The sequence below is a fragment of the Aquibium carbonis genome (genome assembly GCF_003970795.1).
Lineage (GTDB): Bacteria > Pseudomonadota > Alphaproteobacteria > Rhizobiales > Rhizobiaceae > Aquibium > Aquibium carbonis.
This window is the reverse complement of the sequence record NZ_RWKW01000068.1, coordinates 1-12,483: the sequence shown is the minus strand read 5'-3', so window position 1 is coordinate 12,483 and position 12,483 is coordinate 1. Positions and strand designations below refer to the sequence as shown.

The window sequence follows — 12,483 nt, the reverse complement described above, 5'->3', positions numbered from 1 at the left end:
GAGATCAGGCCGCGGCCTTGAGCGCGGCTTTCTGCGTTGCAAAAGCCCAGTCGAGCCAGGGGAGCAGCGCCTCCAGGTCGTGCGTCTCCACGGTCGCGCCGGCCCAGATGCGCAGGCCGGGAGGCGCGTCGCGATAGGCGCCGATGTCGTAGGCGGCCCCTTCCTTTTCGAGCAGCGCGGCCAGGTTCTTGGCGAAGACCGCCTGCGCGTCCTCGTCGAGCGCGGCGATGTCGGGATCGACGATCGACAGGCAGACCGAAGTGTTGGAGCGCGTCGCCGGGTCGACGGCGAGATGGCCGAGCCAGGACGAAGCCTTCACGAAGCGGTCGAGCACGGCGAAGTTGGCGTCGGCGCGGGCGACGAGCCCGTCGAGCCCGCCCACCGACTTCGCCCATTCGAGCGCGTCGATGTAGTCTTCCACGCACAGCATGGAGGGCGTGTTGATGGTCTCGCCCTTGAAGATGCCCTCGATCAGCTTGCCGCCCGAGGTGAGGCGGAAGATCTTGGGCAGCGGCCAGGCGGGCTTGTAGGTCTCCAGCCGCTCGACCGCGCGGGGCGAGAGGATCAGCATGCCGTGCGCGCCCTCGCCGCCCAGCACCTTCTGCCAGGAGAAGGTGACGACGTCGAGCTTGGCGAAATCGAGGCGCTGGGCGAAGGCCGCCGAGGTGGCGTCGCAGATCGTCAGGCCCTTGCGGTCAGACGGAATGAAGTCGCCGTTCGGCACGCGCACGCCCGACGTCGTGCCGTTCCAGGTGAAGACCACGTCGCGGTCGAAATCGATGGTGGAGAGGTCGGGCAGTCCGCCATAGGGCGCCTCGATGGTGCGCGCGTCCGCAAGCTTCAGCTGCTTGACGACGTCGGTGACCCAGCCGGCGCCGAAGCTTTCCCAGGCGACCATGTCGACGCCGCGCTCGCCGAGCAGCGACCACATCGCCATCTCGACCGCGCCGGTGTCGGAGGCCGGTACGATGCCGATGCGATAGTCGGCCGGGACGTTCAGGATTTCGCGGGTGAGGTCGATGGCGCGTTCGAGGCGGGCCTTGCCGACCTTGGCGCGGTGCGAGCGGCCGAGCGGCGCGTTGGCGAGCGCCTGAGGCGACCAGCCGGGACGTTTGGCGCAGGGGCCGGAGGAAAAGTTGGGGGATGCCGGACGGAGTCCGGGCTTGGAGATGGTCATCGTGGTCTATCCTTCCAGATAGTAAGCCCGCTCGTTGGGGAGGGGTGGCCCACGGACGGCGATATTCCCTTCACCCCCTTGGCGTCAAGGGCAAAGTTTTCGTCGCTGGAAGGATGGCGGGGAAGCAGTCTGGACGCCGGCAAAACGAAAGGACGGCGGACAAGCCGCCGTCTCGTCGGGGTGTCGGGGTGGATCCGGGGCTACCAGAGATCGTAGCGAAGCCCGACCTTGACCTGGTGAACCTTCATGCCCTTGGCGATCTCGGGCTCGCCGTTCCGGATCGTGGCGTATTCCAGAGAAGGCGCGGCGAGGTAGCTGTAGCCGACGTCGACGGAGACGTTTTGCGTGAACTGGTAGCTTGCGCCGGCATTCAGGCTGTAGGCCCAGGTGACCTGGTTCTTGTCGTCGTGCTGGTCGATGTCTGGCGTCAGGATGTCGTCGTAGTCGACGGCGTAGCTTTGCTTCCGCTCGGCATAGGCGATGCCGAGACCGCCGCCGAGATAGGGCGTGATGCCGACATAGGTGCCGAGATCGACATAGGCATTCGCCATGCCCATCCAGACCCTGTTGTCGACGGAAACGGTGGTGGAACTGACACCGGCGTCGCCATAGGACAGGTTCTGGTCGTTGCTGCTGAGGAAGCCGAGATTCAGATCGCCCCGGAAGAACTCGGAAAAATGGTAGCCGAAGCCGACCGAACCCGAGAAGGCGGTATGGGACTCGTCATAGGCTTCGTCGACGACGGTGGGGCCACCCCAGTCGAGATTGCGGAACGGCTTGCCGAAATTGTAGCCGACGTCGCCGCGCAGGTACCAGCCCGAGCCGATCTCGACCGGGACGTATTCCGGCGCCTCCTCGATGTAGAGAGGCGCGTCGTAGTCGGCCGCGACGGCCTGCCCGAGCGGCCATGCCGCCAGGGCGGCGCTCGTCAGCAGGAAACGGGATAGCAGTTTCATGGGCCTCACTCCGGTATAACGCGACCGGGCGGAGCGTGCGCTTCATCGCCGGGTCATGAGGCATTGTTAACCATAGTGGTTAAATGCGGGTTAAGCATACCGACCGGCCGCGGGCCGTATTTTCAGGGACTTGCGCTGGCGCCCCGCGCCCCAGGCAAACGACGAAGGCCGCCCGGCTCGACGCCGGACGGCCTTTCGGGAAAGGCAATCGATGGAGGAAGACGCCTACTTGTAGACCGGCTGGAAGACCGGCTCGGGCTGGAAGGCGACCTGCTCGGGGGCGCAGTTGGTGTTGCCGCCGAAGGTCCAGCGCAGGCCGCCACGAACCTCGTGGGTGTTGATGCCATGGTCGAAGCCGGGGCCGACGCCGATCGATTCACCGGAAGGCGAATACTCCTGGAACATGCGGCCGCCTTCGATGCGGCTGTAGCGGTAGCCGAGGTCCGCCTGCAGGTTCTGGGTGATGCAGTAGGAGGCACCGGCCATCAGGGCGTAGGCAAAGCGCCAGCTCGACACGCCCTTGTGGACGTCCGTGTTGACGCCGATCGTGTTGCGCAGGTCGCCCCACTTGACATGCGCGCCACCCAGGCCGGCGCCGATGTAGGGCGTGACGCCGTAATAGGTGCCGAGGTCCACATAGGCATTGGCGAGAAGCAGCAGCGCGCTCATGTCCGACTCGTCGACCGAGACGCACGGGTTGCCGCCGCAGGAGCCGCTCGTGCTGCCCGTGAACTTGGACTTGAACCAGTAGTCGCCGGTCAGGTCGGTGCGGAAATGGCGGTTGATCTGGTAGCCGACGCCGGCGCCGAGCGACAGCGCGCCCTTGAGGCTTGTCTCGCCGAAGCGGTTGGTGCCGGGATCGGGGGTGCAGCAGCCGTAGGTGATGTATTCGGTGCCGCGCAGTTTCGGCCAATGATAGTCGATGTCGCCGCGAATGTACCATCCGCCGACCTCCTGGTAGATCGGCGCGGGCGGCTGGTACTCGATGACCGGCGGTTCGTAGATGTCCGCTGCGAGGGCTGGTGAAACGCCGCCGAGCGCGAGCGCTGCGATGATCAGCCTGACGGGCTTCAGCATGAGGGATGTCCTTGCGAGTCCCGGCGTCGTCGAGCCGGGATGTGGTTGAACTCGACTAGGATAATGAAACCCAAAGGTTAAATAGGATTTAACCCTGTTCGTTTACCGTGTTTGGAGTTTTCCCGGCGGGGCGCCCGGACCGGAGCGCGGTCGACGGGCTCCCCCAGCGCACCGGACGAGATCCGAGCGCGGCGTCCTTGCGGCAAGTCTGTATCATCTGTAAAATACAGATGATACAGACAGGAGGCGCTCATGAAGCAGTTCACGTTCTCGGATCTAAGCCGCCGGTCGGGCGACGTGCTCGACGCTGCCATGGCGGGAAAGGTTTCCCTGGCCAAGCGCGGCAAGGCCAAGGTGATGATGATGCCCATGGAGGAATACGAGCGGCTGGAGCAATTGGCCGCCGGACGGCGTGAGGGGCGTGCCTTCACGCTCGCCAACGCGCCGGAAGACGATCTCGAAAACCTCACGGCCGGTTTCCGTCAGATCCTCGACGAGGCCAAGGGTGAAGAATGAAGCGAGGAGAGGTCTATCGCTACAACTACCTCTGGGGCCATGAAGCGGAGCGCGGAGAGGAAAGCGGTCGCAAGATCCGGCGGGTGTGCCTGATGATGGAAGTGAACGGATGGCTCTACCTCTTCCCCATATCGAGCCGGGTTCCAAGACCTGCCGAGCCGGGCACCGAGAGGATCTACGAGATCATTCCGGAGACCGAACGGCGGCGCGTGGGACTTGGTGCCGACAAGACGAGCCATCTCGTTCTCGACGACTACAACAGGGTCCGCCCCGACGAACTCTACGACTTCGAAAGCACCACCCCCGTCGGGACATTCAGCTCGCGTTTCCTGGAAAAGGTGGCGCGACGGTTCCTCGAGGCAATGCGTGAACGTCGGCCGATCGCCGGACTGAGCCGCCGATAGCTGGATGCTGGTCCCAGGTGCGAGGACCTGGCCGGGCGCGGAAACGTCAGGCGGCGGTCTTGATGTTGCCGATCGCGCCGACGATGTCGTCGACCACGGTCTCGACCAGGGAAGGATCGTCCCCCTCGGCCATGACGCGGATGAGCGGTTCGGTGCCTGAAGGGCGGATCACGAGGCGCCCGGCCGTGCCGAGGCGCTGGCGGGCCTCTTCGATCATCGCGCGCACCGGTTCGCTTTCGAGCGGCCGCCCGCCATTGAAGCGGACGTTCTTCAACACCTGCGGCACCGGCTCGAACTTGCGGCAGACTTCGCTCGCGGGGCGGTTGGAGCGCTTGATGCAGGCGAGCACCTGCAACGCCGCGACCAGACCGTCGCCGGTGGTGGCGAAATCCGACAGCACGATGTGCCCGGACTGCTCGCCGCCGAGATTGAACCCCTGCGCCCGCATGTGCTCGACCACGTAGCGGTCGCCCACCTTGGTGCGGTGCAGGGCAAGACCGAGCGTGCCCAGATGGCGCTCGAGGCCGAGATTGGACATGACCGTGGCAACCACGCCACCGCCCGCGAGGCGGCCCGCCTGGTGCCAGGACTCGGCGATGACGGCCATGATCTGGTCGCCGTCGACGATCTCGCCGTTCTGGTCGACGATGATCATGCGGTCGGCGTCGCCGTCGAGCGCGATGCCGATGTCGGCGCGCACTTCGCGCACCTTCTCGCACAGGCTCTGGGGGGCCGTGGAGCCGCAGCCGTCGTTGATGTTGAAGCCGTTCGGCTCGTCGTGGATGGCGAAGACCTCGGCGCCGAGTTCCCACAGCGCGGCGGGCGCGACCTTGTAGGCGGCGCCGTTGGCGCAATCGATGACGATGCGCATGCCGGCCAGCGACATGGAGCGCGGCAGGGTGCGCTTGGCGAACTCGATGTAGCGATCATGCACGCCGTCGATGCGCTTGGCGCGGCCAAGCCCCTCGGAATTGGCGAGCTGGCGCGAGAGATCCTTGTCGAGCATCCCCTCGATGCGCGTCTCGATCTCGTCCGAGAGCTTGTAGCCGTCCGGCCCGAACAGCTTGATACCGTTGTCGTAATAGGGGTTGTGCGAGGCCGAGATCATGACGCCGATGTCGGCGCGCAGGGACCGCGACAGCATGGCGACGGCCGGCGTCGGCACCGGCCCGAGCAGGAAGACGTCCATGCCCGCGGCGCAGAAGCCCGCCACCATGGCGTTCTCGATCATGTAGCCCGAAAGCCTGGTGTCCTTGCCGATGACCACGCGGTGGCGGTGACTGCCGCGCTGGAAGGACAGGCCCGCGGCCATGCCGACCTTCATCGCCACTTCGGCGGTCATCGGAAAGGAATTGGCCCGTCCCCGGATCCCGTCGGTTCCAAAATATTGTTTCGACGACATGCCTGTCGATTTCCTCGCCGCTCTGCCCTGATCCCCTGACCGCAGGGTGTGCCATAGCAACCACCCATCCCGTAATCACAATATATGAGACGATGTAACCGATTATTGTCGGTCGGAGCGACCGATCAAAAAGGTGAAGGAGTGGTTAAGACGCCAGGTTCCCGGCCTTCGCGAGAAGCCTCTCGGCCTGGTCGAGATGCAGTCGCTCGACCATGCGGCCGTCGATCTGGATCACGCCCTTGCCGGCATTGTCCGGCAGCGCGAAGGCTGCGACGACGGCGCGCGCCTCGGTGATTTCATCGGGTGAAGGCGAGAAGGCGCGGTTGGCCGGCTCCACCTGGGCCGGATGGATCAGCGTCTTGCCGTCGAAGCCCATGGCGCGGCCCTGGTCGCATTCGCGCGCAAAGGCTTCGAGATCCCGAAAATCGTTGGAGACGCCGTCGAGCGCGTCGAGCCCGCCGGCCCGCGCCGCGACCACGATCTGCTGCAGCCAGCCCAGCAGCCACCGACGATCCGGGGTCATCCGCACGCCGGTCTCCTTGACGAGGTCGTTGGTGCCGGCGACGAGGCAGGCGAGGCGCGCGGCGGGATCGCGACCAAGCTCGGCGATGGGGCCGAGATTGAGCAGGCCCTTCGGCGTTTCGATCATGGACCAGAGCTTGATGGCCGGATCGGCGTCGAGCGAGTCCAGCATGTCGTCGGCAGCCAGCACGTCTTTCGGGCCATCGACCTTGGGCAGGAGGATGGCATCCGGCGCGCAATCCGCCGCAGCCTTGAGATCGTCGGCGCCCCACGGGCTCGACAAGGCATTGACGCGGATGACGAGGTCCGGGCCGCCGGCGCGCCGGGCGGCGAAGACCCCGGCCAGCCTGGCGCGAGCCTCGGCCTTGGCGGTCGGCGCCACCGCGTCTTCCAGGTCGACGACGACGGCGTCGCAGGGAAGGGTCGGCGCCTTGGCGAGCGCCTTTTCGCTGGAAGCGGGCACGTAGAGGACGGAACGACGGGGGCGGTGGGCATTGCTCATGGGACCGTCATCGCAAGGCGCCAGGCCTCTTGCAAGTCCGCGGAGGTTCCGGCAGAGCCAGCAAGGATCGCATCGCCAATCGCCAGGAGACCCGCGTGGCCGGCTACGACATCGTCATCATCGGCGGCGCCATCGTCGGCGCCTCGCTGGCCTGGCAACTTCGCGAGGAGGGCTTTTCCGGCTCGATCGCGCTGATCGAGCGTGATCCGCGCTTCGAACACGCCGCGACCACGCTGTCCTGCGCGTCGATCCGGCAACAGTTCTCGATCCCGGAGAACATCCGCCTGTCGCGCTACACGCTCGACCTGTTCCGGCGGCTGAAGGCGGAGTTCGGCGCGGACGCCGACATCGGCTTTCGCGAGAAGGGCTATCTGATCCTCGCTTCCGAGGACGGCCGGCCGGTGCTCGAGGCGAACCACCGCGTGCAGGCGGCCGAGGGCGCCGACATCCTGCTGGAGGATGCGGGGGCGCTGGAGAAGCGCTTTTCCTGGCTGTCGACGGAGGGCATCGCCGCCGGCGCCTTCGGCCGCACCGGCGAAGGCTGGTTCGACGCGCACGCGCTGCTGTCGCTGTTCCGCAAGGCGCTGAGGACGAAGTCCGTCGACATGATCGAGGCCTCGGCGACGGCGATCGCCCGCGAAGGGAACCGCTTGACGGCGGTGACGCTGGACTATGGCGAGACGCTCGATGCGGGGATCGTGGTCAATGCCGCCGGCCCGAATGCCGGGAAGGTTGCGGCCATGGCCGGCATCGCGTTGCCGGTGGAGCCGCGCAAGCGCTCGGTCTTCGTGTTCGAGGCACGCGAGCGCTTCGACGACATGCCGCTGCTGGTGGACCCCTCGGGCGTCTACGTGCGGCCGGAAGGCTCGGTCTACATCACCGGCGGCGCGGAACCCCACGACACCGACGCCGCCGCCGACCCGGCCGACTTCGAGCCGGACTGGCCGCTGTTCGAGGAGACGATCTGGCCGGTGCTGGCGACGCGCATTCCCGCCTTCGAGGCGATCAAGGCCACCCGCGCCTGGGCCGGCCACTACGACTACAACACGCTCGACCAGAACGCCGTGATCGGCCCGCATCCGGAGGTCGAAAACCTTCTCTTCGCCAACGGGTTCTCCGGCCACGGCCTGCAGCAGGCGCCCGCCGTGGGCAAGGCGCTGGCCGAACTGATCGTCCATGGCGCCTATCGCACCATCGACTGTTCGGTCTTCGGCTACGAGCGCGTGGCGGCCGGCCGGGCGTATCGCGAACTGAACGTGATCTAGAGAAAACCCGAGCTTCCAACCGCCGGCAGGTGCCGATTGACCGCACCGATGCTTCTTTCTATGAGCATCGCTCCCTGAACCGTCGCGTCATCCGGCCTGTGGAAGGTCCCATGCAAAGTATTTCGACCGGCGACGTCCCGTTTCGTCAGCGCATGGCCTATCTGCATGATTTCGTGTCTTCGCGCATCGCGGGGTTGCGGTTCGAACCGCGCGACGTCGCCAGCTTCGATTACTTCCTCGCCGCTCGCCGGATCGAGAACGGCATCGTGGTGTCGTCGACCCGATACAGCGCCGTGAAAGGGGCCCGGCGACCCGACATGCTGGCTGACGGGCGCGGCAACTACGTCCTGTCGATCCACGACACCGACTACGAGCTTGCGATCGATGGGCGCCAGTGGTCCGTCGGCGCCGGCGACGTGGTGCTGATCGACGAGTCGAGCCCTTACGAGTTCCGCCTGCCGGGAACGGGGTCGCTGATCCTGGCGCTCGACCGCAAGCGGCTCGAGGACCTGGCGCCCCGGATCGCTTCCAAGCCGGCCTGGCACTTCGAGCGGGCGTCGCCGATGGCGCCGCTCGTCAGCGGCTATGCCGACCTGCTGCGCGGACTGCCGGAAAGCGCGCCGACCGCGGTCGCGTCGGAGCACATGTATCGGCTGGTCGGCGAGCTGGTCGGGACCCAGGGCGACGTCGAACGGCCCCGCGGCGGGCTCTCGCGGGCCCGGCTCGAGCTCATCAAGGCCGACATCGACCGGCGGCTGTCGGATCCCGACCTCGACCTGGAAACCCTGGCGCGGAGGCATGGCGTGACCCCGCGCTACGTCCAGCTGCTGTTTTCGGGCGAGGGAACCAGTTTCTCCGACCACGTCCGCGAGAAGCGGCTGGAACGTGCCTGGTTCGATCTGCGCGACGAGACGCGGCTCGACGCTTCCATCGCCACCATCGCCTTCGAGGCGGGCTTCGGCGACCTTTCGAGCTTCAATCGCGCCTTTCGCAAACGCTATGGCGCGACCCCTCGCGACGTGCGCGCCGACGCGATGCGCCGCACCGACCGGTGACGGTGGACGGCCGGCGGCCCGTCGGGACCGTTGATCGGACAGGTCCGACTTCGCCCGGCGCATAGTCCCTTCGCCTCTGCCCGAGACCATCCGTTCCGCGACGCCTAAGTGCGCGGTCCCCGGCGATCAGTCGCCAGAACGGATGGATGAACCATGTTGATGATGAGAACGGCCCTTATGCTCGTCCTCTGCGGCCTGGCCGCGGGATGCAGCCAGACCACCGAGGACACGGCGGCCACCACGCCGCCACGGGCGAAACCGGCGACAGCGGCAACCAGAGCCGCGGCCAGCGACAAATGCGCCGACACGATCCGCCAAGCGGCGCAGTCCAACCAGAACGCGGCCATGGCCGGGATGATGCTGTCCGCAGCCGGCGCCCTCGGCGGCTATGCCGGCCAGGGCGGTGCGATCGCGGGCCAGGTGGCCTCGGTCGGCGGATCGATGATGCAGGCCCAGTCCCGCAACCGCTCCACCGGCATGGCGCTGGAGGAATGCTGATGAACATGATGTCGAAAGTCTTCGCGATCCTGCTGGCGGCGCTTGCCCTGGCGATGTTCCTGTCGTCGCCGTCAAAGGCGCTGTCGGCGAAGGAGGTCGAGCGCGTCGTCGAAGTGATGGAGCAACTCGTCGAGGATCTCGGCGACCTCGCCTATGACGAGGAAGCCGCAGAAATCTGGTTCGAGGAAGATGCCGCCTATGAAGGACGGATCGCCGAGGCGGGATTTTCACGCCAGACCTGGCGCCAGGCCCTCGATGGAACGATGAAGGGCTACTTCGCCGCCATCGAACAGTCGAAGCTGGATTCCGTGCTTGGGCCGCTGCTCGAGTTCGAATCGCGGGAAGGCCTGACCGAGGCGCAGCGGGACACGGCGCGCGCGCTGATCGCCGACTGGCGGACGAAGATGGCCGACTGGCGCGTGCAGGGCGCGAAGGATGCCGGCGTCGTCCGCCCTTTCGCGAGCCGGATCGAGCGCGCGCTGGAACAGCCGGCCGCGCGCTGACGCGCCGGAAAACTCCCTTGCCAACGGAAACGACCGGAGGGGCGCCGCACAGCGCCCCTTTGATTTGTGCGGACAAGCCGTATAAAGCGGTGCGCAGCCACATTAGCCGCATCAGACCACGGGCCGAAAACGATGGACAAGTTCACCAAGCTCACCGGCGTCGCCGCTCCGCTGCCGATCATCAACGTCGACACCGACATGATCATCCCGAAGGATTACCTGAAGACGATCAAGCGCACCGGGCTCGGCACCGGCCTGTTCTCGGAGATGCGCTACAACGAGGACGGCTCCGAAAATCCCGACTTCGTCCTGAACAAGCCGGCCTATCGCAATGCGCAGATCCTGGTCGCGGGCGACAATTTCGGCTGCGGTTCGTCGCGCGAGCACGCGCCCTGGGCGCTGCTGGACTTCGGCATCCGCTGCGTGATCTCGACCTCGTTCGCCGACATCTTCTACAATAACTGCTTCAAGAACGGCATCCTGCCGATCACGGTCAGCCCCGAGGATCTCGACAAGCTGATGGACGACGCCTCGCGCGGCGCCAACGCCACGCTGACGGTCGACCTGGAAGCCATGGAAATCCGCGGCCCCGACGGCGGTGTCATCACCTTCGACCTCGACTCCTTCCGCCGCCACTGCATGCTGAACGGTCTCGACGACATCGGCCTGACCATGGAGAAGGCACCGGCGATCGCCAGCTACGAGCAGAAGCTGACCGAGAACCGCCCCTGGGCCTGAGGCGGCCACCCGAAACGAGACGCCTCACCCCGCGCCGGCTCGAACCGGACGCCGCCAGTCGGCTCGCGCCGGCGCAGCCATTTGCGCTTGCGCCCGCGCATGGGCGGGGTTAGCAAAGCCCGCGATTTCCAAGCTCAACGGAGACTTCCACCCATGGCCACGCGCAAACTCCTTCTTCTGGCCGGCGACGGCATCGGCCCCGAGGCGATGGCGGAGGTGAAGAAGCTGATCGCGGCCATGAACGAGAAGCTGGGCGCCGGCTTCGAGACCGAGGAGGGCCTGGTCGGCGGCTGCGCCTACGACGCGCATGGCCAGGCGATCTCCGACGCGGACATGGGCAAGGCGATGGCCGCCGACGCGACGCTGTTCGGGGCCGTGGGCGGACCGAAGTGGGACGCCGTGCCCTACGAGGTGCGGCCGGAGGCGGGGCTTCTGCGCCTGCGCAAGGACATGCAGCTGTTTGCCAACCTGCGTCCGGCGATCTGCTATCCGGCGCTGGCGCAGTCGTCGTCGCTGAAGCCCGAGGTGGTCGAAGGCCTCGACATCCTGATCATCCGCGAGCTGACCGGCGGCGTCTATTTCGGCGAGCCGAAGGAGATCATCGATCTCGGCAACGGCCAGAAGCGCGGCATCGACACGCAGGTCTACGACACGTTCGAGATCGAGCGCATCGCGGGCGTGGCCTTCGAACTGGCGCGCACGCGCAAGAACAAGGTCTGCTCGATGGAAAAGCGCAACGTCATGAAGTCGGGCGTGCTCTGGAACGAGGTGGTGACCGCCACCCACAAGGCGCACTACTCCGACGTCGAGCTGTCCCACATGCTGGCCGACGCGGGCGGCATGCAGCTGGTGCGCTGGCCCAAGCAGTTCGACGTGATCGTGACCGACAACCTGTTCGGCGACATGCTGTCGGACGTGGCGGCGATGCTGACGGGCTCGCTCGGCATGCTGCCGTCCGCCTCTCTCGGCGCGCCGGACGCCATGACGGGCAAGCGCAAGGCGCTCTACGAGCCCGTGCACGGCTCCGCGCCCGACATCGCCGGCCAGGGCATCGCCAACCCGATCGCCATGATCGCCTCCTTCGCCATGTGCCTGCGCTACTCGTTCAACATGGTGGCCGAGGCCGACCGTCTCGAAGCCGCGATCGCCGCGGTGCTCGACGACGGCCTGCGCACCGCCGACATCATGTCGGATGGCATGACCAAGGTCGGCACGGTCCAGATGGGCGACGCGATCGTGGAGAAGTTCTTGGCGCTCTCGGCCTGAGAGCAATCCACCCGGCCACGACCGATCGAGGGCCGGCGCGGCGACGCGCCGGACCTTCGCGCATTGAGGGGGCGAGCGCGATCCGGATCAGGAAACGCCCGGCGGCACCTCGCCCCATCTGTTGGGGTTCTTCTGCGAGGGCACCAAGGCGAAGACCAGGATGATCAGGCTGCCGATGGTGGGAATGAGCCCGAGCAGCACGAACCAGCCCGACAGGCCGATGTCGTGGATGCGGCGGACGGTGACGGCGACCGACGGCAGCACCATCGCCAGTCCGAAGAGACCCGGCAGGATGGCGAGCGTGATCGGCTCGTCACGGTCGAGGTTTCCGAGAGCGGCGTCGATGAACAGGGCGACGAGCGCAAGCACGGTCATCGTGACCAGGAAGAACAGCACGAAGCCCCAGTATTCCTTGCGGCGCGCACGGCCGCGGAAACGCGCGTAGCCGCCGGTGACGCACGCCTTGAAGTAGCCGAACAGCGAGAGAGCATCGGCCGCCTCCGCGGCCTGGCGCGGCATCGGCGGCGCGGACGCCATGGCACCGGCCGAAACGGACGGAACCGCGCCGGTCGGCCGCGTCTCGCGCGGGGCTGCGGACGCGG

The 12,483-nt window shown here is 66.7% G+C and carries 14 protein-coding genes; 8 read left to right on the top strand and 6 right to left on the bottom strand.

All coding sequences use genetic code 11. The annotated features are described in order from the left end of the window. Positions 1-4: 4 nt before the first annotated feature. From EJC49_RS17485 to EJC49_RS17475, 3 genes are all read right to left on the bottom strand, one after another. The gene (locus EJC49_RS17485; protein ID WP_126701224.1) at positions 5-1,177 is read right to left on the bottom strand and encodes a phosphoserine transaminase; all 1,173 of its coding nucleotides are present in this window, start codon (positions 1,175-1,177) and stop codon (positions 5-7) included. Positions 1,178-1,377: 200 nt separating this feature from the next. After that, positions 1,378-2,133: an outer membrane protein gene (locus EJC49_RS17480; RefSeq protein WP_126701223.1), complete on the bottom strand. Its 756-nt coding sequence runs from the start codon at positions 2,131-2,133 to the stop codon at positions 1,378-1,380. 225 nt (positions 2,134-2,358) lie between these two features. Continuing rightward, on the bottom strand, positions 2,359-3,210 hold the full coding sequence (locus EJC49_RS17475; RefSeq protein ID WP_126701222.1) for an outer membrane protein: 852 nt from the start codon (positions 3,208-3,210) through the stop codon (positions 2,359-2,361). 252 nt (positions 3,211-3,462) lie between these two features. Here EJC49_RS17475 and EJC49_RS17470 point away from each other — a divergent pair, with 252 nt between their 5' ends. Both EJC49_RS17470 and EJC49_RS17465 read left to right on the top strand, forming a co-directional pair. Next, positions 3,463-3,726 (top strand): type II toxin-antitoxin system prevent-host-death family antitoxin, encoded by a 264-nt coding sequence (locus EJC49_RS17470; protein WP_126701221.1) that lies wholly within the window; start codon positions 3,463-3,465, stop codon positions 3,724-3,726. Continuing rightward, complete coding sequence (locus EJC49_RS17465; protein WP_126701220.1) at positions 3,723-4,130, top strand: hypothetical protein; 408 nt, start codon at positions 3,723-3,725, stop codon at positions 4,128-4,130. The genes EJC49_RS17470 and EJC49_RS17465 overlap by 4 nt, the downstream gene beginning before the upstream one ends. 46 nt (positions 4,131-4,176) lie before the next feature. On the opposite strand, the gene glmM is transcribed toward EJC49_RS17465, so the two are convergent. Both glmM and EJC49_RS17455 read right to left on the bottom strand, forming a co-directional pair. Further along, positions 4,177-5,532, bottom strand: a complete 1,356-nt coding sequence (gene glmM / locus EJC49_RS17460) for a phosphoglucosamine mutase (protein ID WP_126701219.1) — start codon at positions 5,530-5,532, stop codon at positions 4,177-4,179. A 145-nt stretch (positions 5,533-5,677) separates the two neighbouring features. Further along, complete coding sequence (locus EJC49_RS17455; protein WP_126701218.1) at positions 5,678-6,556, bottom strand: HpcH/HpaI aldolase/citrate lyase family protein; 879 nt, start codon at positions 6,554-6,556, stop codon at positions 5,678-5,680. Between the two features lie 95 nt (positions 6,557-6,651). On the opposite strand from EJC49_RS17455, the gene EJC49_RS17450 reads away from it, so the two are divergent. The 6 genes from EJC49_RS17450 (at position 6,652) to leuB (ending at position 11,881) form a co-directional block, all read left to right on the top strand. Continuing rightward, positions 6,652-7,821 (top strand): NAD(P)/FAD-dependent oxidoreductase, encoded by a 1,170-nt coding sequence (locus EJC49_RS17450; RefSeq protein WP_126701217.1) that lies wholly within the window; start codon positions 6,652-6,654, stop codon positions 7,819-7,821. Positions 7,822-7,931: 110 nt separating this feature from the next. Further along, positions 7,932-8,876, top strand: a complete 945-nt coding sequence (locus EJC49_RS17445; RefSeq protein WP_126701216.1) for a helix-turn-helix domain-containing protein — start codon at positions 7,932-7,934, stop codon at positions 8,874-8,876. 153 nt (positions 8,877-9,029) lie between these two features. Further along, on the top strand, positions 9,030-9,374 hold the full coding sequence (locus EJC49_RS17440) for a hypothetical protein (RefSeq protein ID WP_126701215.1): 345 nt from the start codon (positions 9,030-9,032) through the stop codon (positions 9,372-9,374). Further along, positions 9,374-9,877: a hypothetical protein gene (locus EJC49_RS17435; protein ID WP_126701214.1), complete on the top strand. Its 504-nt coding sequence runs from the start codon at positions 9,374-9,376 to the stop codon at positions 9,875-9,877. The genes EJC49_RS17440 and EJC49_RS17435 overlap by 1 nt, the downstream gene beginning before the upstream one ends. A gap of 132 nt (positions 9,878-10,009) precedes the next feature. After that, on the top strand, positions 10,010-10,615 hold the full coding sequence (gene leuD, locus EJC49_RS17430) for a 3-isopropylmalate dehydratase small subunit (RefSeq protein WP_126701213.1): 606 nt from the start codon (positions 10,010-10,012) through the stop codon (positions 10,613-10,615). 153 nt (positions 10,616-10,768) lie between these two features. Next, positions 10,769-11,881, top strand: a complete 1,113-nt coding sequence (leuB, locus tag EJC49_RS17425; RefSeq protein ID WP_126701212.1) for a 3-isopropylmalate dehydrogenase — start codon at positions 10,769-10,771, stop codon at positions 11,879-11,881. 87 nt (positions 11,882-11,968) lie between these two features. Here leuB and EJC49_RS17420 read toward each other — a convergent pair. Further along, positions 11,969-12,483 (bottom strand): DUF805 domain-containing protein (locus EJC49_RS17420; protein ID WP_148106309.1); only part of this gene is annotated, 515 nt, incomplete at its 5' end.